24 protein-coding genes are annotated in these 23,747 nt (G+C 30.6%); 10 read left to right on the forward strand and 14 right to left on the reverse strand.

The window, feature by feature from the left end; all coding sequences use genetic code 11:
- The first annotated feature begins 37 nt into the window (after nt 1-37).
- The 9 genes from purU (at nt 38) to ftsY (ending at nt 6,282) form a co-directional block, all read left to right on the forward strand.
- Nucleotides 38-907 carry a formyltetrahydrofolate deformylase gene (purU, locus tag JOP69_RS17545; protein ID WP_203393577.1) on the forward strand — a complete coding sequence of 290 codons (870 nt, stop codon included), beginning with the start codon at nt 38-40 and terminating at the stop codon, nt 905-907.
- A 74-nt stretch (nt 908-981) separates the two neighbouring features.
- Nucleotides 982-1,590 carry a fumarylacetoacetate hydrolase family protein gene (locus tag JOP69_RS17550; RefSeq protein WP_203393576.1) on the forward strand — a complete coding sequence of 203 codons (609 nt, stop codon included), beginning with the start codon at nt 982-984 and terminating at the stop codon, nt 1,588-1,590.
- A gap of 113 nt (nt 1,591-1,703) precedes the next feature.
- A complete protein-coding gene (locus JOP69_RS17555) occupies nt 1,704-2,948 on the forward strand; it encodes a competence/damage-inducible protein A (RefSeq protein WP_203393575.1) in 1,245 nt (414 codons plus the stop codon).
- 41 nt (nt 2,949-2,989) lie between these two features.
- The gene (locus JOP69_RS17560) at nt 2,990-3,751 is read left to right on the forward strand and encodes a threonine/serine exporter ThrE family protein (RefSeq protein WP_203393574.1); all 762 of its coding nucleotides are present in this window, start codon (nt 2,990-2,992) and stop codon (nt 3,749-3,751) included.
- 2 nt (nt 3,752-3,753) lie between these two features.
- Nucleotides 3,754-4,233, forward strand: coding sequence for a threonine/serine exporter family protein (locus tag JOP69_RS17565; protein WP_203393573.1), 480 nt, complete (start codon nt 3,754-3,756; stop codon nt 4,231-4,233).
- Between the two features lie 109 nt (nt 4,234-4,342).
- Nucleotides 4,343-4,582, forward strand: a complete 240-nt coding sequence (gene rpmB / locus JOP69_RS17570) for a 50S ribosomal protein L28 (RefSeq protein ID WP_105049176.1) — start codon at nt 4,343-4,345, stop codon at nt 4,580-4,582.
- 27 nt (nt 4,583-4,609) lie between these two features.
- Nucleotides 4,610-4,792, forward strand: a complete 183-nt coding sequence (rpmG, locus tag JOP69_RS17575) for a 50S ribosomal protein L33 (RefSeq protein WP_068449915.1) — start codon at nt 4,610-4,612, stop codon at nt 4,790-4,792.
- A gap of 52 nt (nt 4,793-4,844) precedes the next feature.
- Nucleotides 4,845-4,997, forward strand: coding sequence for a DUF4295 domain-containing protein (locus tag JOP69_RS17580; protein ID WP_203393572.1), 153 nt, complete (start codon nt 4,845-4,847; stop codon nt 4,995-4,997).
- Nucleotides 4,998-5,307: 310 nt separating this feature from the next.
- On the forward strand, nt 5,308-6,282 hold the full coding sequence (gene ftsY, locus JOP69_RS17585) for a signal recognition particle-docking protein FtsY (RefSeq protein WP_203393571.1): 975 nt from the start codon (nt 5,308-5,310) through the stop codon (nt 6,280-6,282).
- A gap of 150 nt (nt 6,283-6,432) precedes the next feature.
- Here the strand turns inward: ftsY and cysK are convergent, their stop codons facing one another.
- From cysK to JOP69_RS17620, 7 genes are all read right to left on the reverse strand, one after another.
- Nucleotides 6,433-7,347 (reverse strand): cysteine synthase A, encoded by a 915-nt coding sequence (cysK, locus tag JOP69_RS17590; RefSeq protein WP_203393570.1) that lies wholly within the window; start codon nt 7,345-7,347, stop codon nt 6,433-6,435.
- A gap of 343 nt (nt 7,348-7,690) precedes the next feature.
- Entirely contained in the window at nt 7,691-9,889 is a 2,199-nt protein-coding gene (locus JOP69_RS17595) for a M1 family metallopeptidase (protein WP_203393569.1), read from the reverse strand.
- A 139-nt stretch (nt 9,890-10,028) separates the two neighbouring features.
- Nucleotides 10,029-12,158, reverse strand: coding sequence for a M1 family metallopeptidase (locus JOP69_RS17600; RefSeq protein ID WP_203393568.1), 2,130 nt, complete (start codon nt 12,156-12,158; stop codon nt 10,029-10,031).
- Nucleotides 12,159-12,219: 61 nt separating this feature from the next.
- On the reverse strand, nt 12,220-12,717 hold the full coding sequence (locus tag JOP69_RS17605; RefSeq protein WP_203393567.1) for a DUF6702 family protein: 498 nt from the start codon (nt 12,715-12,717) through the stop codon (nt 12,220-12,222).
- Nucleotides 12,718-12,844: 127 nt separating this feature from the next.
- A complete protein-coding gene (locus tag JOP69_RS17610) occupies nt 12,845-13,540 on the reverse strand; it encodes a hypothetical protein (RefSeq protein WP_252191142.1) in 696 nt (231 codons plus the stop codon).
- A gap of 11 nt (nt 13,541-13,551) precedes the next feature.
- Nucleotides 13,552-14,364: a hypothetical protein gene (locus JOP69_RS17615; RefSeq protein WP_203393566.1), complete on the reverse strand. Its 813-nt coding sequence runs from the start codon at nt 14,362-14,364 to the stop codon at nt 13,552-13,554.
- A gap of 9 nt (nt 14,365-14,373) precedes the next feature.
- Nucleotides 14,374-15,156, reverse strand: coding sequence for a carboxypeptidase-like regulatory domain-containing protein (locus JOP69_RS17620; protein WP_203393565.1), 783 nt, complete (start codon nt 15,154-15,156; stop codon nt 14,374-14,376).
- A gap of 93 nt (nt 15,157-15,249) precedes the next feature.
- On the opposite strand from JOP69_RS17620, the gene pepE reads away from it, so the two are divergent.
- Nucleotides 15,250-15,954 (forward strand): dipeptidase PepE, encoded by a 705-nt coding sequence (gene pepE, locus JOP69_RS17625; RefSeq protein WP_203393564.1) that lies wholly within the window; start codon nt 15,250-15,252, stop codon nt 15,952-15,954.
- A gap of 5 nt (nt 15,955-15,959) precedes the next feature.
- Here pepE and JOP69_RS17630 read toward each other — a convergent pair whose 3' ends face one another.
- The 7 genes from JOP69_RS17630 to JOP69_RS17660 all read right to left on the reverse strand — a co-directional run bounded on the left by JOP69_RS17630 (nt 15,960) and on the right by JOP69_RS17660 (nt 23,746).
- On the reverse strand, nt 15,960-16,694 hold the full coding sequence (locus JOP69_RS17630; protein WP_203393563.1) for an SDR family oxidoreductase: 735 nt from the start codon (nt 16,692-16,694) through the stop codon (nt 15,960-15,962).
- 65 nt (nt 16,695-16,759) lie between these two features.
- Nucleotides 16,760-17,362 (reverse strand): TetR/AcrR family transcriptional regulator, encoded by a 603-nt coding sequence (locus JOP69_RS17635; RefSeq protein WP_203393562.1) that lies wholly within the window; start codon nt 17,360-17,362, stop codon nt 16,760-16,762.
- 114 nt (nt 17,363-17,476) lie between these two features.
- Nucleotides 17,477-18,622, reverse strand: coding sequence for a 3,4-dihydroxy-2-butanone-4-phosphate synthase (ribB, locus tag JOP69_RS17640; RefSeq protein WP_203393561.1), 1,146 nt, complete (start codon nt 18,620-18,622; stop codon nt 17,477-17,479).
- 6 nt (nt 18,623-18,628) lie between these two features.
- Complete coding sequence (locus tag JOP69_RS17645; RefSeq protein WP_203393560.1) at nt 18,629-20,092, reverse strand: LptF/LptG family permease; 1,464 nt, start codon at nt 20,090-20,092, stop codon at nt 18,629-18,631.
- 62 nt (nt 20,093-20,154) lie between these two features.
- The gene (locus tag JOP69_RS17650) at nt 20,155-20,811 is read right to left on the reverse strand and encodes an outer membrane lipoprotein carrier protein LolA (RefSeq protein WP_203393559.1); all 657 of its coding nucleotides are present in this window, start codon (nt 20,809-20,811) and stop codon (nt 20,155-20,157) included.
- 37 nt (nt 20,812-20,848) lie between these two features.
- The gene (locus tag JOP69_RS17655) at nt 20,849-23,323 is read right to left on the reverse strand and encodes a DNA translocase FtsK (RefSeq protein ID WP_203393558.1); all 2,475 of its coding nucleotides are present in this window, start codon (nt 23,321-23,323) and stop codon (nt 20,849-20,851) included.
- Nucleotides 23,324-23,365: 42 nt separating this feature from the next.
- Nucleotides 23,366-23,746: a diacylglycerol kinase family protein gene (locus JOP69_RS17660; protein WP_203393557.1), complete on the reverse strand. Its 381-nt coding sequence runs from the start codon at nt 23,744-23,746 to the stop codon at nt 23,366-23,368.
- Nucleotide 23,747: the final 1 nt, after the last annotated feature.

A 23,747-nucleotide genomic window follows, 5' to 3' on the forward strand; every position in this document is an offset into this window, starting at 1 on the left:
TTCGTAATTTGAAATTAGTAATTCATAATTAATTATAATGAAACCACAAGTAGTATCTTTTTTAATAAAATGTCCGGATCAAAAAGGATTGGTAGCAAAAATTACCAGTTTTTTTTATGAAAACGGATTCAATATTTTAAGTTCTCAGCAGTATGTAAATTCACTTGAGAACTCCTATTTTATGAGAGTCCGTTTAGATGCAGAGGGAACGGATATCTCTAAGGAAACACTAGAAAATAATTTTTCGAAATTGGCAACACCATTAAACATGGATTGGTCTGTAAATTATTGCGATAAAAAACAAAATGTAGCCATTATGGTTTCGCACACAAGTCATAATTTATATGATTTGTTAGAACGATCTAAAGAAGGACGTTTAGATTGTAATGTAAAAATGATTATCAGTAATCATAACAAATTAAGGTATGTAGCAGATATGTTTAATGTACCTTTTTATCATTTACCAGTTACAAAAGAGACCAAAAGAGATCAAGAAGATCAAATTGTACAATTGTTAGACGCTAATGAGGTAGATTTAGTAATTATGGCAAGGTATATGCAGATTTTATCTTCGGATTTTATTAAACATTATCCTGAGAGAATTATTAATATTCATCATTCATTTCTACCTGCTTTTCAAGGAGCAAATCCGTATAAAAAAGCGTATGAAAGAGGTGTGAAACTAATTGGAGCAACGGCGCATTATGCAACTGTAGATTTAGATGAAGGGCCAATTATAGAGCAAGACGTAAAACCAATAACGCATGAAAGTACACCAATAACCTTAAAAAGAATTGGTGCAGATATAGAAAAATTGGTATTGGCAAAAGCAGTAAAAAATCACTTGAATCATCAAATAATTGTTTCAGGAAATAGAGCTATTGTTTTTCCGGAGGCAGGAGAATAATTTTTAATTACGAATTATGAATTACGAATTTTGATAATTTGTAATTCATAATTCATAAATTGTAATTATAGTTTATGAAAATAATTTGTATTGGGCGCAATTACGCAAAACATATAGAAGAATTAGCAAATGAAAGACCAGAAAACCCTGTAGTTTTTTTAAAACCAGATTCTGCTATTTTACCAAGAAAAAATCCATTTTTTATTCCACCTTTTTCAGATGATGTTCATTATGAAGTTGAGGTTTTGGTGAAAATAAATAAAGTGGGTAAACATATTGATGCCAAATTTGCACATAAGTATTACGATGAAATTGGATTAGGAATCGATTTTACGGCAAGAGATGTACAAGCAAAATGTAAAGAAAAAGGATTGCCTTGGGAAAAAGCAAAAGCTTTTGACGGAAGTGCCGTTGTTGGAGAGTTTTATCCGAAGGAAGATTTTGATTTGGAGAATTTACAGTTTCAATTGTATAAAAATGATAAACTTGTTCAAGACGGAAATACCAATGCAATGCTATGGAAAACCGATGAACTAATTTCGTATGTTTCTCAATACTTTACCATTAAAAAAGGAGATATTATTTTTACAGGTACACCAGCAGGTGTTGGTAAAGTTGTAGAAAATGATAATTTAAAAGGAGTTATTGAAGGAAAAGAAGCTTTTAATATAAGGGTAAAGTAGAAATTAACCGCAAAGTTCGCAAAGAAAACGAAAAGTGAGCAAAAGGCAAAGAAATATTTTCTTTGTGCCCTTAGCGAAATAACTCTCCGCCCTTTGCGTTTAAATAAAATTATATGCAAGCAGAAATTATTACTATAGGAGATGAAATTCTCATCGGACAAATTGTAGATACCAATTCACAATTTATCGGTCAGCAATTAAATAAAATAGGAGTTTCAGTGTATCAAATAACATCTATTCAAGATGATGAGCAACACATTCTAAACGCTCTAAAAGAAGCACAAGATAGGGTGGATATTGTTATCATAACCGGAGGCTTAGGTCCAACTAAAGATGATATTACTAAAAAAGCAATTGCGAAGTTTTTTAATGATAATAAGTTTATAGAATATCCGGAGGTAATAGCACATATAAAAGGACTATTCCAAAAAATAAATCATCCATTTAAAGAAATACAAAGATACCAAGCACAATTGCCTTCAAAAGCAACTTTGTTAATGAATAATTTTGGTACTGCACCCGGAATGTGGTTTTATGAAAATAAGACTGTCTTTGTGTCACTTCCAGGAGTTCCGTATGAAATGAAAGGTTTAATTACCCATAAAGTTTTACCAAAAATTCAGAAGCAATTTAAATTACCCTTCATTATTCATAAAACTATTATGACGTATGGAGCCGGAGAAAGTAGCATTGCAGAAAGAATTGAAGAATTCGAAAATAATTTACCTTCTTATATTAAGTTGGCATATTTACCCTCATTTGGTAAAGTAAGGCTGCGTTTATCCGCCAAAGGCGAGGACAAAGAAATTTTAGAAACTGAGATAAATGAGAAAGTAGCTGAAATTTACCAATTACTACCAGAAATTATTACGGGTTTAGATGATGATAGTTCTTTAGAAAAAAGAATAGGGGAGTTGTTACAAAAGAAAAATAAAACTATTTCTACCGCAGAAAGCTTAACAGGTGGACAAATTTCTGCAAATTTAGTTTCTGTACCAGGTGCTTCTACTTATTATAAAGGTGGTTTTGTAACTTATTCTGCCGAAACAAAAATTAATTTATTAGGTGTTTCTGCAGAAACCATCAAAAAATATAGTGTAGTTAGTAAAGAAGTCGCTTTAGAAATGGCTAAAGGAGTTAAGGCTAAATTACAAACAAATTATGCAATTGCAGTAACTGGTAATGCGGGGCCAACAACAGATCTTACAGATAAAAGTGTAGGGATAGTTTACATTGCTGTTATTTCTGATGATAAAGAAATTGTAGAAGAATTTAATTTTGGCCAACCAAGAGAAAAGGTAATTAATAGAACGGTTAGTAAAGCGTTAGAAATAGTGTACAAAGAGTTAGTATTATAAATCTTTTAAGTCTTCTAATGTTTGGAAGGAAATAACATAAAATGAAAGATAAAGAAATTATAGAAACTTCTAATAGTCTTTTAGAAGTAGGTAGTTTGTTAATGGAGTCTGGAGCAAGTACCCATAGAATTAGGTTGACTATAGAACGTTTAGGAGCTGGTTTAGGGTATAGTTGCGAAACATTAATAACCCATAAAACGGTATTTTTATTACTAAGAAATAACACAACAGACGAACTTTATAATAGTTTTAAAAAAACACCTCCGCACAGTGTAAATTTTACTCTAGTATCAGAAATAAGTAAATTAAGTTGGAAAGTTGTAGAAGGTAAATTATTATTAAAACAATTACAAAATGAGATTGTTAGAATAAAAAACATTCCTCGTTACTCATTTATATCGGTTTTAATCTTTGTAAGTTTTGCAGATGCAGGGTTCTGTAGATTATTTGGAGGGATGTATTTAGATATGCTTATTGCTTTTGTAGCTACATTTTTTGGTTTTATTGTAAGGCATTATTCGGCAAAAATAAAATTTAATGTTTATTTAAGTATTGCTTTTGCTGCATTAACAGCCAGTTTAATTGCTGGTGGAAGTACTTTTTTAAATGATAGTAGCACAAATCATTTGGCTTTTGCTACCTCTGTTTTATTTCTAATTCCTGGCGTACCTTTAATCAATTCATTTTCTGATTTAATGGATGGTTATACCATGAACGGAATTGTTAGAGGTACTCATGCCATGCTAATTGCACTATTTATTTCATTAGGCATGTTTGTTGCCATGTTAATTTATAATTTTTAAAGATGAAAATTTTCCACTTTTTAGAAATGGCAGTTTGGTTGGCTGTTGCTTCTGTAGGTTTTGCTAAATTATTTAATGTACCTAAAAAAGCATTAATTATGGCAGCTGTGTTAGCAGCTATTGGCGGTACTTGTAAGTTAATTTTAATTCACTTTGGGGTACATATAACGCTAGCATCATTAGTAGGGGCTATTGTTGTTGGGTTTTTAAGTATTCCAGCGGCACATAAACAACATGTGCCACCTCTAATTTTATCTATTCCGGCAGTTATACCTATGATTCCAGGGGCTTTTGCGTATGAGGCTATGTTAGGTTTTTTTAAGCTTACAACAGAGTTAGATGCAAAAACATATCAAATTATATTAAATCATACTATAAATGATGGCTTAAAAGCTATTTTTATTATTTTTTCTCTAACGGCAGGCGTTTCTTTTCCCATGTTAATTAGCCGTAAAGAGTCTGCAAAAAACATACATTTTTAAGCAATTGAAATTATTTGATAAATAATAGTAAAATAGTTTTGTTCAGAATTAGAATTATCTGTATATTTGCACCTCGTTTAGAGATAACACTATAAATACTGTCGAAAAGATGTCTAGAGTTTGTGAATTAACAGGTAAAAAAGCAATGGTTGGGAACAATGTATCTCACGCTTTAAATAGAACTAAGAGAAAGTTTGACGCTAATCTAATGACCAAGCGTTTTTATATCCCAGAAGAAGATAAATGGATAACATTAAAAGTATCTGCTTCTGCATTAAAAAATATTAACAAGAAAGGAATTTCTACAGTTATAAAAGAAGCGAGAGCTAACGGATTTTTAACTAAATAAGCTTAAGCGATTTAAAATTTTATACAGATGGCAAAAAAAGGAAACAGAGTTCAGGTAATTTTAGAATGCACAGAGCATAAAGCTTCTGGTAAAGCAGGTACTTCTAGATACATTACAACAAAGAACAAAAAGAACACTCCAGATAGAATGGAAATTAAAAAATTCAATCCTATCTTAAAGAAAATGACTGTTCACAAAGAAATTAAATAATTAAACTATCTAGAACTCAGAATAGAGCACATAGATTTAAAAAACTTAGACAATGGCAAAAAAAACAGTAGCATCGTTACAAACATCTTCAAAAAGATTAAGTAAAGCTATCAAAATGGTAAAATCTCCAAAATCTGGAGCGTATACTTTCGTAGAAGCAATTATGGATCCATCAAAAGTAGATGCATTTTTAGCAAAAAAGTAATATTTACTATATAAAATATATAAAACTACTTTCTAATTTAGAAAGTAGTTTTTTTTGCGTCTTATAATTCCGTATTTTTGGGCGTTACCTAAAAAGGTCGCGCTTTACATTGTATCTTTTCTTATGCTGTTATAGTTAAGATAATTTTGTGTTTTAATGAAAACCTTTTACTAATAAGTAAATAAGTTGCTTTTTAAGAGAAAAGGATGCCATTTCAATCGCTAACGCAAGCTTATTTAGTGACAATTTGACCAAACCCAATAAATGGCACGTTTTTTAACGTATTGCTATTATAGTATAAAAGATAAAAATGAGTTTTTTTAAAAAAATATTTTCAAAAGAAAAAAAAGAAACCTTAGACAAGGGGTTAGAAAAGTCTAAAGAAAGTTTCTTTGGTAAATTAACAAAAGCAGTTGCGGGTAAATCTAAAGTAGATGACGCGGTTTTAGATAACTTAGAAGAAATTTTAGTAGCTTCAGATGTTGGTGTAGATACAACTCTTAAGGTTATTGAAAGAATAGAAGCTAGAGTTGCCAAAGACAAATATGTTGGTACAGATGAGTTAAATAGAATTCTGCGCGAAGAAATTGCAGGCTTACTTTCTGAAACCAATGTAGGTAACGAAACCGAATTTGTAATTCCGGAAATACCTAAAGATAAAGACGGTAATAAAATGCCTTATGTCTTAATGGTAGTTGGTGTAAATGGAGTTGGTAAAACAACTACTATTGGTAAGTTAGCAGCACAATTTAAAAAACAAGGATTAAAAGTTGTTTTAGGAGCAGCCGATACTTTTAGAGCAGCAGCCATAGACCAATTACAAGTTTGGGCAGACAGAACAGATGTACCAATTGTACGTCAAGAAATGGGATCTGATCCTGCTTCTGTTGCTTTTGATACCTTAAAATCTGCAGTAAATCAAGAGGCAGATGTTGTAATTATAGACACTGCAGGTCGTTTACATAATAAGGTTAATTTAATGAATGAGTTAACGAAGATAAAACGTGTAATGCAAAAAGTGGTTGACAATTCTCCACATGATGTATTATTAGTTTTAGATGGTTCTACAGGTCAGAATGCCTTTGAGCAAGCTAAACAATTTACTTTGGCTACAGAAGTTACTTCTTTAGCAGTTACTAAATTAGATGGTACAGCAAAAGGTGGTGTTGTTATTGGTATTTCAGATCAATTTAAAATACCTGTAAAATATATTGGAGTAGGAGAAGGAATTGATGATTTACAAGTGTTTAATAAACATGAATTTGTAGATTCATTTTTTAAATAAACCTTACTCATTAAAATAAGACATAATCTTGTGATACAGAAATAGTTTCAGTATTTCAATTTATTAGAATATAAGAATCTGGTGTAATTTTAGATTTAAAAAAAGCCTCACAATTTGTGAGGCTTTTTTAATAATAATAATTGTATTTTTTTAATCTGTTAAAAGACCTTCTACAGAAAGGTAACGTTCTCCTGTATCGTAATTCATAGTTAATATGATTTCTTCTCCTTGTAATGTTGGTAGTTGTTTTCTAACAGCAGCTAAAGAGGCTCCTGTAGAAATACCTACTAAAATTCCTTCCGTTTTTGCAATGTTTCTAACCTCTGCAAATGCTTCTTCATTTGTTATTTTAACAGCACCATCAATTATATTTCTATTGAAAGTTTCAGGAAAAAACCCTGGGCCAATTCCTTGTAATTTATGAGGTCCTGGTTCTCCTCCAGAAATAATAGCAGAGCCGCTAGGTTCTACAGCCAATACTTTTATACTTGGAAATTTTTCTTTTAAAACTTCAGCCATACCAGTAATATGTCCACCAGTTCCAACTCCTGTAATTAAGTAATCTAAACCTTCTGGAAAATCATTAACCACTTCTTGAGCAGTTGTTTCATGGTGTATTTTTGGGTTTGCTGGGTTTGTAAATTGAGATGGCATCCACGCATTTTTATTTTCTGCTACCATTTCGTTTGCCTTTGTAATAGTACCTCCCAAACCAAGTTCTTTTGGAGTAAGCACAAGATTTGCTCCATAAGCTTTCATTAATGCACGTCTTTCTATAGACATAGATTCGGGCATTACAAGGGTAAGTTTTAAGTTTTTTACCGCTGCAACCATGGCTAAACCAACACCAGTGTTACCAGAGGTTGGCTCTATGATTTCGGTATCTTTATTAATAAGGTTTTTACTTTCAGCATCTTCAATCATTGCCAATGCAATTCTGTCTTTTATACTTCCACCTGGATTCGCTTTTTCTAGTTTCATCCAAACATTTGCGTTTGGAAATAATTTTGCCAATCTTACAACGGGTGTATTCCCAATGCCTTCTAAGATATTATTTATTTTCATGTGGTTATTATATTTAGATTGTGTGATTATTTAAATGTGTTAGCTAAATTAATTTTTTATGCTGAAATAGCCTTATAAAAAATCCTAATTTAATGCTAAAATAGGAGGTTAGTTTATAATTTTAAGATTGCAGTCCTTGCGTTTTAAAACGATTTTTTTAAGGAAATTAAATTTATTTTTTATGGTTATATATGATGAGCCGTTTTTTCTTACAATTGGCTTTAAAATAATTGCATAATAAACAATTATAGTAAAATGTTTAATGAGTTTTATTATAAGAATTATCAGCATAAAAAAAGCCACACAAACGTGAGGCTTTTAGTGTAAGAAAACAGTAAGTAATTTATTGTTTTACTTTGTTTTTAAATTTATCAAAGGCATTAGATTCTTTCTTAGGCCAGCTATTGTTAGAGGTATCTACATCTGCTGTTTCAAAATCTGGATCTACGGTGATACTTTTAATTTCTTGACTTGATGCAAATACTCTTTTAACAGTATCATTTTTCATCCATATTTGAGCCGGAAATGTTTGTTTTTCAGTAGTACCATCTGCATAGGTTAACTCTATAATTAGTGGCATTATTAGTCCTCCTTGTTTTTCAAACTCTACAGAATAAATAAAAGAAGGTACTTCTTTACCTTCTGCATACGCATCCATTGCTTTAGGATTGGCATCTTCTTTTTTATCGGTAATGTAAACTAAGTCTCCTAAACCATCAAAATATTGCTTGTATTGTTCTTTTAGTTTTGCAACTCTTTCGTTAGGCTTGTCTGTTAAAAATAAAGGTTTTACTGTTTTAATAGCAATGTCATTTACATCTGTGGTATAAAACCAACCTCTCCAAAACCAGTCTAAGTCCATCGCAGATGCATCTTCCATAGATCTAAAGAAATCTGCAGGAGTAGGGTGTTTAAACATCCAACGTTTAGAATAAGTTCTAAATGCATGGTCAAACAATTCTGGTCCCATAATCGTTGTACGTAAAATATATAAAGCCGCCGCAGGTTTTGTATAAGCGTTAGGGCCAAATTGTTTTACATAATCTCCTTGAGACATAATCGGAGAGATGTTACTTTGGTCTCCGCTCATATATCTTGTAATTTCTTTTGCTGGGTTACTTGCAAATAAGTCATAATCATAACTGTACTCTGCTAAAATTTCAACAAAAGAGTTTAATCCTTCATCCATCCAAGTCCATTGTCTTTCATCAGAATTTACAATCATAGGAAAAAAGTTGTGGCCTACTTCATGTATAATTACACCTAACATTCCTTTTTTAGTTCTGTCAGAATACGTTCCATCTGGTTCTGGACGCCCAAAGTTGAAACAAATCATAGGATATTCCATTCCTTGTCTTTGCGAATGAACAGAAATAGCTTTAGGATACGGGTAATCGAATGTTAATTTAGAATATTCAATTAATGTATGTGCAACAGCCCTTGTAGAGTGCTCTTCCCATAAAGGGTTTCCTTCTTTAGGATATAAAGAAACAGCCATTACCGTTTTACCATTTATTTTGGTTGCCATGGCATCCCAGATGTATTTTCTAGAAGATGCAAATGCAAAGTCTCTTACTTTTTCTGCTTTAAATTTCCACGTTTTTGTATTTTTAGCACGTCCTTTTTCTGCTTTTTCAGCTTCCGCTTGCGTTACAATTATAACGGGTTTGTCATAAGATGTTCTTGCTTGTTCCCAACGTTTACGTTGTGTTTTAGATAATACATTTTTTTCGTTTTGTAAAACTCCAGTTGCATCTACAATATGATCAGCAGGCACTGTTAAGTTTACTTCATAGTCTCCAAATTCTAAAGCAAATTCACTACGACCCCAGAATTGCATATTTTGCCATCCTTCTACGTTGTTATACACGGCTAATCTTGGAAAAAATTGAGCAATTGTATAATTATTGTTTCCGTCAGGAAAAGTTTCTAAACCAGAACGTCCACCATCTTTGTTGATGTCGTTAATTTTGTAATTCCATTTTATGCTAAATTTAAAAGTATCTCCAGAAGCCAAAGGTGTTGGTAAATTAATACGCATCATGGTGCTGTTTATAAAGTGTGATAAAGGTTTACCATTACTTTCTACTTTTTCGATATGAAAACCAAAGCCTTTTCCTTCTTCCATAAAAGTACTTTTAAACTTATCCGGACTAATAAAAGGTGAAGCACCTGTAGATTTAGCTAATGGGGTTTTAGAGTCGTCTGCTCTCATGTTTTGGTCTAACTGTACCCATAAATATTCTAATTGATCTTTAGAATTGTTGTGATATGTAATTGTTTCATCACCGTAAATCTTATTAGTACTTTCTTCTAAACGAATGTCCATTACATAATCAACTTTTTGTTGACTGTATTGACTTCCAGGAGCACCAGAGGCTGTGTGTTGATCATTAGGAGTTGCCAAAACATCTTTTAGTTGTCTAAATTTGTTTTGGTCTGTGTGCCCTTGTGGAGCGCTGTTTTCTTCTTTTTTTTCTTGAGCAAAAATACCTGTTGCAACAAAAAATAGAGAAAACATCAGTAAAGAGAGTTTTTTCATTTGATTTAATTTGAATTTAATTGTGGATAAAATTAGTGATTAGTGTATAGATAGGTGGGGAAATGTTAAAAAATTAACAAACTTTTATAAGAAAAAGCGATATGTTGATGTATCGCTTTTTTTTGGTTAAAAATTATGGTTATCCCTTTATTTTGCTTTTGAATTTTTCGAACTTATTACTTTGTTCTTTTGGCCAGCTATTGTTAGAGGTATCTACATCGGCGGTTTCTAAATTAGGGTCTATAATAATTTTAGAAACTTCTTTGTTAGAAGAAAAAACTTTGGTGATTTCTTGATCATTAAGTCTCCAAATTTGTGCCGGATATACTTTTCTTTCAGTTGTACCATCTGTATAATTAAATTGTACAATAATTGGCATTACTAATCCACCTGGTTTGTTATAGGTAATTTCATAATGAAATTTAGATTTTTTGTTTTTCGCAGCTCCAAAACCTAAGCCTTCTGTGGTATCTTCAATAAAATCTACATTATCTCCATTTGCTTTTGTGTAGTATTTTCTTACACTTTTAATGCCAATATCAGTTACATCTGTAGTGTAAAACCAACCTCTCCAAAACCAATCTAAATCTACACCAGAGGCATCTTCCATAGTTCTAAAGAAATCTGCAGGTGTTGGGTGTTTAAACATCCAACGTTTCGAGTAGGTTCTAAAAGCATGGTCAAACAATTCTTTTCCCATAATAGTTTCTCTTAAAATCCATAGAGCGGTAGCTGGTTTGGCATACGCATTGTTACCAAATTCATACACATTATCTCCTTTGGTCATAATAGGTGCAATCTTAGATTGATCTCCAGCCATATATTTTACAATATTTTTAGGATAGCCTCTTGTAATAGGAAAATCTTTATCATATTCTAATTCTGCTTGCATTTCTACATAAGAGTTTAGTCCTTCATCCATCCAAGTCCATTGTCTTTCATCAGAATTTACAATCATCGGAAAAAAGTTATGACCAACTTCATGAATAACTACTTTTATCATTCTGTATTTCACTCTGTCAGAATACGTACCATCTGCATCTGGTCTTCCTGGGTTAAAACAAATTTGTGGGTATTCCATTCCCATTTGTCCATCTACAGAAATTGCTTTGTGGTACGGGTAATCAAAAGTATATTTAGAATATGTTTTTAAGGTTTGCGCTACTGCTCTAGTAGAATGTTTGCCATATAAAGGATTTGCTTCTTTAGAATATAAAGAATATGCCATTACCGTTTTACCGTTAATGTCTACTGCCATAGCATCCCAAATAAATTTTCTTGAAGATGCAAAAGCGTAATCTCTAACATTTTTAGCAACAAATTTCCAGGTTTTGGTTTCTTTAGATTTGCTTTTTTCAATTTTTGTAGCCTCTTTTTGAGTGCGAATAACAACAGGATTGTCAAAAGTTTGTCTAGCTTTTGCTAATCTTTTTAATTCTGTTTTTGTAAAAACTTCACTTTCGTTTTGTAAAATACCTGTTGCACCTAACATGTGGTCTTTAGGGATTGTGATATTTACGGTAAAATCTCCAAATTCTAATGCAAATTCACTTCTTCCCCAAAACTGACCATTTTGCCATCCTTCTATGTTGTCATACACGCACATTCTTGGATAAAATTGTGCAATTACATAATTGTTGTTATTATTTTCTGTAAAATGTTCAAAACCAGATCTACCACCTTGAGTTCTATGATTATTAATATTGTACCACCAACTTACTTTAAAAGAAAAAGTTGCTCCAGCAGCCAAAGGTTGTGGCAAATTAATACGCATCATTGTTTGGTTAATGGTGTATGATAATTTACTGCCATTAATGTTTGATACACTCGTAATATTAAAACCACCCTTAAAAGGTGTTTCTGGAAAACTACGATTAAAGCTACTTTTAGATAAGGATTTAGAAATTTTATTTGGTTGAATATCTGGCGTTTTAGAATCTGCTGCTCTCATATTCTGATCTAACTGCACCCATAAATAAGTTAATGTATCTTTAGAATTATTATGATATATAATAGTTTCTTTACCCGTTATTTTTTGATTGTTGTCATCTAAAATAATATCCATTACATAATCTACTTTCTGTTGTGTATAATTTACACCAGGTGCTCCAGAAGCAGTTCTTTGACTATTAGGAGTTGCTAATTCGTCTTTAAGTTGTTTAAACTTATTCTGATTGATATGACCTTGCTGGGTAATATTTTTTTCTTGGGCAAATATATTTGTCCCAATAAAAAAAACACTAATTAGTAGTAATGTAATTTTTTTCATTTGTACCTGAATTGAATTAGCGTACAAATTAAGGATAAGTAGTTAAAAAAGTTAAAAAGAGTTAAAATTTTAACAAACCTTTATCGTTTTTAGCATTTAGTAAAATACTTTTGTGTTTTTCACCAACTTTAGACTTAATTAAATTTTGTTGTTGAGGAAAGTGGTTAGTTAAAATTTTATTGGTAATTTCTATAGTATGCACTTGTTTTACATCTTCAATTTCCAAATAAAAATACACTAAATCTCCATCATATTCTTTACCAATATAATTAAAGTTCTTAGAAACAGTATCAATTTTTAAATGCAATTTTTCGTTTAAATATTTTATAAAATAAACATCATTGTCTTTTAATTCCTTTTTTGTGTCTAATTGTAAGTCTATATTATATTTCTTGTTTAAAGCATCTTCTATATCATCAATAAAAACATTAATTGTTATTTGTACAACTTGTTTTTCGTTTCTGTATTCAATCTGAGTTAAGCTTAAATAATACTTGTGAGCAGAGAAGGAGAGCAATGGAATTATAAATAAAAGTAAAAAAGTTTTTTTAGAATTCATATTGATATTAAAACAATTATTGCGCCAAATTACTCTTTTTTTATGATTTTTAAATACGGAATACTTTCTTTCTGAAAGATTTTTATAAGTTCTAAAACCTTGTTTTCTTTATGTAGCTGTTCTATGCCTAAAGGATTGCAGTATTCTGAAAAATGATTGTAATTTTTTTAGGAATTTTTAACTCTTCAAAGAAAAACTGTTCACCAAGTTCTGATAGTATTTTATTAGGGACCCCTTTTTTACGGTTTAACTCTCTCTTTAATATTAGGTCTTTAAATTTAAAAGGAATTGAAGTGCTACCGCCACCTCCAGAAAATGAATTAGCAACCGTATTTACAATGGGAGGTTTCATTCTTAAGTTCTCATCAATTCTAGTGTCTACTATTTTAAAATCAATTTTAGAAAAATCTAACGTATTTTGTAATAAAGAATCTCTTCTGTCTGTTGGTACTTCTTTTAAATCGATACTTATACTTCCTGTTAAATTATTTCTTTTTAAATCGAAAGCATCTAAAACATACGTATGTCGTTTTAGTTTAATCGTTAATGTTTTTGAATCGATTATTTCTTTGCTAATAATTATTTTTCGGGTAGTGTATTGTATTGTTGAAATTTGTAAAGAATCTCCTTCAGAAGCATAGATTTTAAAATGGCCATCATCAAAAGAAAAAGTACCTTGTTTTTTTTCGAGATTAATGATATTGGCATTTTGAACTGCACCCAAAGAGTCGGTAACTTTGCCAGAAAGCAATATTTTTGTTTCTTGTGATAAAGAAGTAAAAGTTATGAAGAGTATAAAAAGTGGAAGCAGTCTTTTTACCATACATTTTTAACTTATTCTTCTTTTAGGATTTTTAAATATGGGATACTTTCTTTCTGAAATATTTCTATCAGTTTTAAAATTTTATTTTCGTTATATATTTTATCGAGATCTAAATAATCACAATAGTCTAAAAAATGAAAATATTTTTCTTTCGGTATTTTTAATTTTTCAAAGAAAAAATCTTCTCCAAGTTCTGATAGTATTTTGTTTCTAAATGCTTTTTTACGATCGAATTTTTCATCAAGTAATTGTGATTTTTCAAATTTCTTAGAAGAAAACAGGCCCTGTATGAGTCCTCCTGCATTAATGCCAGAATAAGAATTAGCAACGGTATTTACTGGGGTAGATTTTACTCTATCATTAGCGTCTATTCTATGGTCTACTATAGAAAAATCTACATTAGAAAAATCCATATTGCTTTTTAATAAAGCATACTTTTCTTCAGTAGGTATGTTTTTAACATCTAAAGCCAATTTACCAGTTAAATTATTTCTTTTTAATTCAAATTCATCCAGAACATACGTATTAAATTTTAGTCTTACTATTAGGGCTTTGTTATCTATTATTTCTTTATTGATGGTTATTATTTGGGTAACGTGTTGTATCGTAGAAAACCTTAAAGAATCGCCCAAAGAAACATGAATTTGAAAACGACCATCATCAAAAGAAAAAGTACCTTGATTTGTTTTTAAGTTGATGATATTTGCTCTTTTAACAACGCCCAAAGAGTCCAAAACTCTTCCAGCTATTAACGTTTGTCTTTCTTGGGCCAAAGAAGTTAGGGTTGTAAAAAATAAAAAAAGTTGAAATAGTTTTTTTTCCATTGAGTGGTGCTAATGATCGGTTAAATATAAATCTTCATTTACTATTTTGCGAGGAAAAAGTTTACTTTCCTTCATTAATAATTTTAGTACATCTAATTTATTATCTCTTTTAAAAATACGAATTATATTTTTATCGATGCAATAATTTAGAAATTGATTTATATAAACTTTTTGAATTTTTAAGTCTGTAATAAAAAAGTCATCAGTAAAATGTTTCCTAATTTTTTCTAGTTCAGTATCTTCTAAAGCCATTTCCTTTAGCAGTTTTTCTCTTTTCTTATTTCCGTTAATAGTATTTATTAAATTGCCTAAATTGATGGAAGTACCAGAGCGGAATTTTACAAGAGATTTATCTTCATTTATAGTGGTATTTGCATAAGGTAAATTCAGTTTTGCTGCATTTACAACAGGTCCTTTATAAGTTGTTATTTCTGGATCTCTATAAAAAATACTTTCTTGTTTTTCTAGTACAATTTCTTTTAAAACAACGGTATTTTCTTCTAGTTGAATGTTTAAGTTTCTAGCAGAAATTATGTTATCTGTAATTACAATTTGTTTGTGTTTGTATTTTAAATGAGAGTAAAATAAGGTATCTCCAATTTTAACAGGTATTTCAAAAAAACCATGATCGTTGGTAATCGTACCAATGTTAGAGTTTTTATTTACAATATGTACATCTGCAATAGCCAAACTATCTAAAACAGTTGTACCTGTAATAAAAGTCCTTTTTTCTTGAGCCTCTAAAATAGGAATGCTAATAAGAAAAGTGAATATGGCTAACAATTTTTTCATTCTTACAAAGAACGTCGTAAAGTGTCATAAAACTCTATTAAGAGAATTGTAAACTTGTGTTAAAAGAACGCTTAAAATTCTTATTTTTGGTATATGAAAAAAATGATTATTGCTAGTACATCTACAGTACATGGAAGTACTTATTTAGAATATTTATTACCTACTCTAAAATTACACTTTAAAGGAGTAAAAGAACTATTATTTATTCCGTATGCAAGACCAAGTGGAATTTCTTACGACACTTATACTGCCATTGCCAAAAAAGCTTTTTCTAATCTTAATATTGATGTAAAAGGGATTCATGAGTTTGAGAATACTAAAGAAGCAATTAAAAATTCTGAAGCAATTTTTACAGGAGGAGGAAACACATTTGAGTTGGTAAATCAATTATACAAAAATGAGGTTTTAATTGTTTTAAAAGAAATTATAGATAATGGTACCCCATATTTAGGCACAAGTGCCGGAAGTAATATTTGTGGTGTAAATATGAAGAATACCAATGATATGCCAATTGTATATCCACCGAGTTTTACAACTTTGGGCTGTATTCCTTTTAATATAAATGCGCATTATTTAGATCCAATTGAAGGTTCTACTCACATGGGCGAAACTAGGGACACTCGTATAAAAGAGTTTCATGTATTTAATGATACTCCGGTTTTAGGTTTGCGAGAAGGAAGTTGGCTAGAAGTTGCTAATGATGCTGTTTTTTTAAGAGGGAAATTGACTGCTCGTTTGTTTGAACAAAATAAGCAGCCAATTGAATTAAAAAGTGGGGGACTAATTAATGAATTTTAAATATTTTATACCATTGCTCCGTTTGCGCCAATAACTTGTCCGGAAATCCATTGAGATTCATCGCTAGCCAAAAACAAAACTACACGAGCTATATCAATAGGTTTTGCCAAGCGGTTAAAAGCGTTCATGGCACTTAATGTTTTAATAAATTCTGGCGACTTTCCTTTTAAAAATAAGGTTGTTTCTGTAGGGCCTGGAGCCAGGGCGTTTACAGAAATGCCTCTACCAATTTCTTTAGAAAATACACGTGTCATTTGTTCTACAGCAGCCTTGGTTGCAGAGTAAATAGCGTATGTTGGTAACATTAGTTTTACGGTGCTAGAAGAAATATTTATAATACTTCCATTATCTGCAAGTTTGCTTTCTGCTTCCTGAAATGTGTTAAAAAGTCCTTTAACATTTACATTAAAATGAGTATCAAAATCTTCTTCTGTGTTATCTTTTAGTTTTTTAGAATTCATAACACCTGCATTGTTGACTAATACATCTATTTTGCCATAAATTTCTATGGTTTTATCAAAAAGGAAAGTAACTTCTTTTCTTTTACTAACATCTGCTTTTATAGCAAATGCTTGCCCTCCGTTGGTAATAATAGTACTAACGGTCTCATTTGCTTCTGCTTCACTATTCGCATAATTAACAATTACTTTCGCTTTATTTTTAGCTAATAGTAGTGCTATTTCTTTACCTATTCCTTTAGATGCACCTGTTACAATAACTACTTTGTTTGCTAATTTCATTTCTTTAATTTTATCGTTTCTATCTTAAAAGATACTAATCGGTATGTTTTTATTGTAAAAAAAAATTATGCTTTTATTTGATTTATATACATCGATAATCCTAATCTATATTGATCTACAACTTCATCATTATCGTATATTTTTCTGATGCCTCTAATACCTTCAAAAGCACTTATTAAATAAACAGCAACAGATTTGCTTGATATAGATGTTTGAATTGTTTTTTCTTTTTTACCTCTTTCTATGAGTTGTACTACTGCAAGTTTCCATTCTTCCATAATACTTTTTAAAGCTGTTTGGTATACTTTTTCTGAGTCTCCAATTTCGTTTATTAAATTATTCATTGGACAACCCTGTTGTTTTTCTTCTATAGAAAATGATTTAATTTTATCTAAAAAAGTTAGTTTAAGAAGTTCAATGGCATCAATAGAGGTGTAAAGTGGAGAAATCATGAGATCATAAACTCTTTCTTGTAATTTTAATTTTATTACAGCTAAGCCTAACTCTCTTTTGTTTTTATAATGATGATAAAAAGCTCCTTTTGTAAGCTTTGTTTCTTTCATTATTTTATCTATGCTTGTTGTTTTAAAACCATTTTTATAAAACAATTTATAAGACTCATTGAGTATTAATTGTTTTGTAGATTCCGATTTTAGTTTCTGTAACATTTTTCGAATTTAATAAAAAATACTAAGCAGTATGTTTTATTAACCTTATTTAACATTTACTTATTTAAAAGTAAATGTTAAATAAAATTCATAGACAAAATGAATGTAAGTGTATTAATAATTTACATAATCTACAATCTCTAAACCATAACCAATCATACCTACACGTTTTGTTTGTTGTGTATTTGTAATTAATTTTAATTGACGAATGTTTAAATCATGTAAAATCTGAGCTCCAATTCCAAAATCTTTGTTGTCCATTTTAATTTCTGGAGCTTTAATGTTCCCGTTTTTCTGATTCTCTTTTAAAACAGACAATCTACTTAATAAATTCTGAGAATGATTCTGTTGATTCACAAAAATAATAGCGCCTTTTCCTTCGTCATTAATCACCTGAAACATTTGGTCTAATTTCTTGTCGGCATTATTTGTTAAGGTTCCTAATATATCATTATTAACTAAAGTAGAATTTACTCTTGTTAAGATTGCTTCATCTTTAGTCCAAGAACCTTTTGTTAAGGCAATATGAACTTGGTTATTTGTAGTTTGTTGGTAGGCTCTTACTCTAAAATCACCAAATCTAGTTTGTAGATTAAAGTCTTCTTTTATTTCAATTAAAGAATCATGCTCCATTCTGTAAGCCACTAAATCTTCAATAGAAACAATTTTAATATCGAATTTTTTGGCAACTTCTAAAAGTTGAGGTAAGCGTGCCATTGTTCCATCCTCATTCATTATTTCTACAATAAAACCAGCAGGTTGTAATCCTGCTAAACGGGCAAAATCTATAGCAGCTTCTGTGTGACCGGTTCTACGTAAAACGCCACCTTCTTTGGCTATTAAAGGAAAAACATGTCCTGGTCTTGCTAACTCAAAAGGTTTTGTGTTTTTGTCTACTAATGCCTTTACTGTTAAAGCTCTGTCTCCTGCAGAAATACCTGTTGTAACACCTTTACCGCGTAAATCTACAGAAACGGTAAAAGCGGTTTCCATAGGATCCGTATTGTTATTAACCATTACGTGTAAGTCTAATTCTTTACAACGTGTTTCTGTTAATGGAGCACAAATTAAACCTCTACCATGTGTTGCCATGAAATTAATCATTTCTGGTGTTACTTTGTCTGCAGCGGCTAAAAAATCACCTTCATTTTCTCTGTTTTCATCATCTACAACAATAATAATCTTACCGTTTCTAATGTCTTCAATCGCTTCTGAAATAGAATTTAATTGCGTGCTTCTCTTGGTATTTTGAACTGTCATAATTAGTTATGCTTCTTTTTTTGAAAATATTTTTTTAAAGAAATTAATAATGGGTTGCGTAAAGGCATCTACATTAAAAATTCCTTTGTCTTTTGTTGCTCTTCTTGTTAAAAGAATTCCTATTGGAATCATTATAAAAGCTGCTATCCAAGATCCTAAAAAGGATGAAATAGAACTTTCTTCGGCTAAGTTTTTACCAAATGTATTACTAAAGAAATAGGTTACATAAATAGCGATAGCCAAGATCATAGGCATACCAAAACCTCCTTTTCTAATAATAGAACCTAATGGGGCTCCTATAAAAAATAGAATTAAACAGGATAACGAAAATGCAATTCTGTTATAGTATTCTGTATCAAAGAAATTTAAATTTTTTCTTTTGTACTTAATGGAAGTCATATTGTTCTTTATAGAACTTATTGCTCGTTCTGTCTTTGTTGTGGCAGAATTTAGAATATTAATTTTAGATTTTAAATCAAAGTTTTCTATAATATCTATGTTAATGTTTGCTGTTTTTAAAGAGTCTGGATAGTTGTATAAATCTCTAGCAGTGGTTGCAGCATATAAGTTTTTAGATTTTAAAAGAAGCACTTCATCATAACTTGCTTTTAAATCTGGAATGGTATCTCCTAATTGATTTAAACTTAGCATCATAAAGTTTTTTGTATGATTTGTTTTGTCTAAATCATTATCTCCTGTTACAGAAGAAATATCAATGTTAAATTCATATTCTTTAAAGGTAGCATTAGAGGCTGCCATCTTTTTTCTTTGCAAGTTGGTTTTGGCAGATTTTACATGTTCTTCATAATAGTAGCCATCGTATAAAACTAAGGTCATATAACGGCTTCCTTCTTCAGAAATAATTTTACCACTTTCTGCGGTAATAACTTTTTGGTTTCCTTTTCCTGCTGTTAAATCGTAGATTAATACTTTCTTTAATAAACTTACTTCTGTTCCATTCTTACCTTCTTCATCATGCTTTTCATCAAATTTAATTTGAAAGCCAGGTAAATCACTATTAAAACTCCCTGGAACTAATGCCAAAGCAGGTTGTTTCTTTTTTATATTTAAATATAAATTTTTTTGTTTTAAGACTGCGTAAGGGTAAATGTTATTTAAAAATAAGAAGTTAACACCACTAAGAATCAATGTTAAAACTACCAAAGGTCTTACCAAACGTTGTAAAGAAATACCTGCAGATTTTGCTGCTGCAAACTCGTAATTTTCACCTAAATTACCCAATGCCATTATAGAAGATAATAGCACGCCAATAGGCAATGCCTGTGGTGTAATAATTAAGGTAGAGTAATATAAGAATTTTAAGATAAAAGGGACACTAATTCCTTTACCTGCAATGTTTTCGAAGGTTTGCCATAAAACTTGCATCACCAAAACAAAAAGCACAATTAGAAATGTAGCTACAAAAGGAACTAAAAATGTTTTTAGGATGTATCTATCTAAAATTTTCATCTCGGCAAAAGTAGTTTCTTATGATGAAAGAAGCTACTAATTTTCTGTTAATTGGACAATTATTAATCTATTGAAAAATTTAGCTTTTTGTATTTTTCTTCATCAACTGAGAAAAAACTATTAGATAGTGTTTGATTGCTTTTAAATTCTGTAATGGTAAATGTAGTTTTAGAAGTATTGCTACCTGTCTGGATTAACTTATAAATATGCTTTGTTTTTGCATCTATAGCCAATTCTACCTTTACAATATCAGAATCACTATCTATTGGGTTTAAGGTAACTAATTGTATTTTTCTGCCGTTTAAGTTCTTTAAATCTCCCATTTCAAAATTATAACCTTCTTTGTAAAAAGTTAATAATTTAGAAGGATAAATAAAACCATCATCTCCACTCATATCGCCATCTGTAATTGAAATTTCTTTTTCATCATTATTGATGACATACAGTTTTTTTCCATCAAAAATAAATTGATTTCCTAAGTAATTTAGACTATATTTTTCTCCTTCTAAGGTTATTTTTCCTCTAATTGGTGGTTCATCACCTTCCATAATGCCTGCATCTTCATTACTTAATGTTTGACTAAAGCTAATAGACATGTTTTTATAAGCTCCCATTGTGGCAGAAACTTCGTCTAAAAGAGATTTTGCTTTTTCTGCATTTTGAGAAAAAGTAATGGTAGTTAAAAATAAACTTAAAAATAATACTCCTATTTTTTTCATAATTTTATTTCTTGTCATCTCGATCGTTGTCGAGAGGCTATTGGTTCTTTTCGTTTTCTAATAATTGCTCTAAAGCTATAAAATCTGGCACTAAAACTTGTCTGGCTTTACTTCCTTCAAAGCCACCAACAATACCGGCAGCTTCTAATTGATCTATTAATCTACCTGCTCTATTATACCCTAATTTTAATTTTCTTTGCAATAGAGATGCAGATCCTTGTTGTGCCGTAACAATAATTTCGGCAGCATCTTTAAAGAGTTTATCTCTATCGGCTATATCTATATCAAGACTCGTGCCACTTTCATCATCTACATATTCTGGTAATTGGTAGGCTTCTGCATAGGCTTTTTGAGACCCAATAAAATCTGTAATTTTTTCAACTTCTGGTGTATCTACAAAGGCACATTGAATTCTGTTAAGGTTGTTACCTGCTGTATATAATAAATCTCCACGACCTATTAATTGATCAGCTCCACCAGCATCCAAAATGGTTCTAGAATCTATTTTAGAGGTAACTCTAAAAGCAATTCTTGCAGGGAAGTTGGCCTTAATAATACCGGTAATTACATTTACAGACGGTCTTTGTGTTGCTACAATTAAATGAATACCAATGGCTCTAGCCAACTGAGCTAAACGTGCAATTGGAGTTTCTACTTCCTTACCTGCAGTCATAATTAAATCTGCAAATTCATCAATAACCAAAACAATATAGGGTAAATATTGATGCCCATCATTAGGGTTTAATTTACGTTGTTTAAACTTAACATTGTATTCTTTAATATTACGAACCATTGCAGCTTTTAGCAAGTCGTAACGATTGTCCATTTCTATACAAAGCGAATTTAAAGTATGCACCACTTTTGTGGTATCGGTAATAATTGCATCTTCTACATCTGGTAATTTTGCTAAATAATGGCGCTCTATTTTATTAAATAAAGTAAGTTCTACTTTCTTTGGATCTACTAAAATAAATTTAACTTCTGCAGGGTGTTTTTTATATAAAAGTGATGTTAAAACCGCATTTAATCCAACAGATTTACCTTGTCCGGTTGCTCCAGCCATTAAAAGGTGAGGCATTTTAGCTAAATCTACTACAAAGGTTTCATTAGAAATGGTTTTACCCAAAGCAATTGGTAACTCCATGGTAGATTCTTGAAATTTCTTTGATGAAATTACAGAATGCATAGAAACGATGGTCGATTTTTTATTAGGTACTTCTATACCAATAGTTCCTTTACCAGGTATTGGTGCAATAATTCTAATTCCTAAAGCAGATAAAGAAAGCGCAATATCGTCTTCTAAATTTTTAATTTTAGAAATTCTAATTCCGGCTTCTGGTACAATTTCATATAAGGTAATGGTTGGCCCAACAGTTGCCTTAATTTCTGCAATACCAATTTTGTAGTTCTTTAAAGTTTCAACAATTCTATCTTTATTAGCTTCTAATTCTTCTGGATCTATAGAAATAGATTCGTTGTATTGTTTTAAAAGATTAAAAGTCGGGAATTTGAAATTTCCTAATTCTAGAGTAGGGTCAAACTCACCAAAATCTTTTACCAATTGATTAGATAAATTTTCTGTAGAATGTTCTTCGTCTCTGCCAATAGCTACATCAATCTCTACATCGATTTCTACTTCTTGTTCTTCTTCTACAGGAATTTCTGTTTTTAATATAGGACCCGTAGCTTTATCAACCTTTAAAGAAATTTCTTCTTTTTTAGCGGTTACATCTGAGTATTTGGTAATAGTTGGTTGTTGTTTTTCTAGTGATAATTCTACCACAGATTTTTCTTTTTTATCTGTTTTTAAGGAGATAGTCTCTGTGTTTTCTACTGTTTTAACAGGTGCGATTTCTTCTGTTTCTGTTTCACTTAAAATAGCCTCTTGCTCTCTTCTTATTTCTCTTTCTTCTCTTTTCTTTTTTAAATCTTCTATATATTTATCAAAAGTTACTTTATAACGTATTACTAAATAAGTAATTAAAAAGAAGGTTAAAAGTATTACCAAACCTGTATTGCCTATAAAGGCTTTTAAATAACTATTAATTTCAAAACCAACTACACCAGATAAAAGAGCGTAATTGCTTTTTACAAAACCAAGTGTTACAGAAATCCATAACATAGCGATTAAACCCCAATTCCAAGAAATAATTATGGCAGCAAACTTCTTTTTAATAAGGATATACGAACCAGTTAAAAGTATTTGAAAAGCAATGATAAAAGCGGCAATTCCGAAACCTTTATAAATAAAAAAGTTACTTAAATTTGCGCCAATTTTACCTAATAAATTTTTACTTCTAACCGTTTTATCTGCCAACTCTGTAAGTGTACTTTGATCTTCTTGCCAATTAAAGAAAAAAGAAATAAAAGCAATGCATAGAAAAGCCGAGAATAAAATTAAAAAAGATCCTAGAATTGTTTTAGCCTGTCTTGTTTTAAAAAAGGCAAAAATACTCGGAGTTTTTTCCGTAGAATTTAGGGGTGTTTTGGTACTTGTTTTCCTTTTAGCCATTAATAATTTTTGGTCTATTTTAGCAGTAAATATAAGTTTTACCTAAAATAATAAAGCTATTTTAGGTATGTATATAAAGCCTGCAATAATTAATGAGGTAAAAGCTGCAAAACTGGGTGCGCCTGCAGCGATATCTTTTATAAAGCCTATTTTTTCATGATAATCTGGATGCACAAAGTCTGCCACTTTTTCGATAGCGGTATTTAAAGCTTCAGCCACTAAAATGAGGCCAATTACTATAATTTGAAACATCCATTCTATACTAGAAATATTAAAATAAAATCCTAAAACAGTAGCAATTCCGGCAATAAAAAGTTGTGCTTTTATGCTGTCTTCCGTTGTTATTAAAAGCCACATTCCTCTCAATGCAAATTTAAAACTGCGAAGTCTTCCTCTTAAAAAGCTATCATTAGGATTTTTCATA

The organism is Polaribacter sp. Q13 (genome assembly GCF_016858305.2).
GTDB lineage: Bacteria > Bacteroidota > Bacteroidia > Flavobacteriales > Flavobacteriaceae > Polaribacter.

Bases quoted from the DNA above. Each gene is read 5' to 3' on its own strand.
- JOP69_RS17615 (WP_203393566.1), bottom strand. From the start codon at position 14,364: ATGGAAAAAAAACTATTTCAACTTTTTTTATTTTTTACAACCCTAACT.
- JOP69_RS17650 (WP_203393559.1), bottom strand. From the start codon at position 20,811: ATGAAAAAAATAGGAGTATTATTTTTAAGTTTATTTTTAACTACCATT.
- JOP69_RS17655 (WP_203393558.1), bottom strand. From the start codon at position 23,323: ATGGCTAAAAGGAAAACAAGTACCAAAACACCCCTAAATTCTACGGAA.
- JOP69_RS17555 (WP_203393575.1), top strand. From the start codon at position 1,704: ATGCAAGCAGAAATTATTACTATAGGAGATGAAATTCTCATCGGACAA.
- rpmG (WP_068449915.1), top strand. From the start codon at position 4,610: ATGGCAAAAAAAGGAAACAGAGTTCAGGTAATTTTAGAATGCACAGAG.
- JOP69_RS17620 (WP_203393565.1), bottom strand. From the start codon at position 15,156: ATGAAAAAATTGTTAGCCATATTCACTTTTCTTATTAGCATTCCTATT.
- JOP69_RS17645 (WP_203393560.1), bottom strand. From the start codon at position 20,092: ATGAAAATTTTAGATAGATACATCCTAAAAACATTTTTAGTTCCTTTT.
- JOP69_RS17635 (WP_203393562.1), bottom strand. From the start codon at position 17,362: ATGTTACAGAAACTAAAATCGGAATCTACAAAACAATTAATACTCAAT.
- rpmB (WP_105049176.1), top strand. From the start codon at position 4,343: ATGTCTAGAGTTTGTGAATTAACAGGTAAAAAAGCAATGGTTGGGAAC.
- JOP69_RS17560 (WP_203393574.1), top strand. From the start codon at position 2,990: ATGAAAGATAAAGAAATTATAGAAACTTCTAATAGTCTTTTAGAAGTA.
- JOP69_RS17550 (WP_203393576.1), top strand. From the start codon at position 982: ATGAAAATAATTTGTATTGGGCGCAATTACGCAAAACATATAGAAGAA.
- purU (WP_203393577.1), top strand. From the start codon at position 38: ATGAAACCACAAGTAGTATCTTTTTTAATAAAATGTCCGGATCAAAAA.
- JOP69_RS17600 (WP_203393568.1), bottom strand. From the start codon at position 12,158: ATGAAAAAAATTACATTACTACTAATTAGTGTTTTTTTTATTGGGACA.
- pepE (WP_203393564.1), top strand. From the start codon at position 15,250: ATGAAAAAAATGATTATTGCTAGTACATCTACAGTACATGGAAGTACT.
- ftsY (WP_203393571.1), top strand. From the start codon at position 5,308: ATGAGTTTTTTTAAAAAAATATTTTCAAAAGAAAAAAAAGAAACCTTA.
- JOP69_RS17565 (WP_203393573.1), top strand. From the start codon at position 3,754: ATGAAAATTTTCCACTTTTTAGAAATGGCAGTTTGGTTGGCTGTTGCT.
- JOP69_RS17605 (WP_203393567.1), bottom strand. From the start codon at position 12,717: ATGAATTCTAAAAAAACTTTTTTACTTTTATTTATAATTCCATTGCTC.
- JOP69_RS17610 (WP_252191142.1), bottom strand. From the start codon at position 13,540: ATGGTAAAAAGACTGCTTCCACTTTTTATACTCTTCATAACTTTTACT.
- JOP69_RS17580 (WP_203393572.1), top strand. From the start codon at position 4,845: ATGGCAAAAAAAACAGTAGCATCGTTACAAACATCTTCAAAAAGATTA.
- ribB (WP_203393561.1), bottom strand. From the start codon at position 18,622: ATGACAGTTCAAAATACCAAGAGAAGCACGCAATTAAATTCTATTTCA.
- JOP69_RS17595 (WP_203393569.1), bottom strand. From the start codon at position 9,889: ATGAAAAAACTCTCTTTACTGATGTTTTCTCTATTTTTTGTTGCAACA.
- cysK (WP_203393570.1), bottom strand. From the start codon at position 7,347: ATGAAAATAAATAATATCTTAGAAGGCATTGGGAATACACCCGTTGTA.
- JOP69_RS17660 (WP_203393557.1), bottom strand. From the start codon at position 23,746: ATGAAAAATCCTAATGATAGCTTTTTAAGAGGAAGACTTCGCAGTTTT.
- JOP69_RS17630 (WP_203393563.1), bottom strand. From the start codon at position 16,694: ATGAAATTAGCAAACAAAGTAGTTATTGTAACAGGTGCATCTAAAGGA.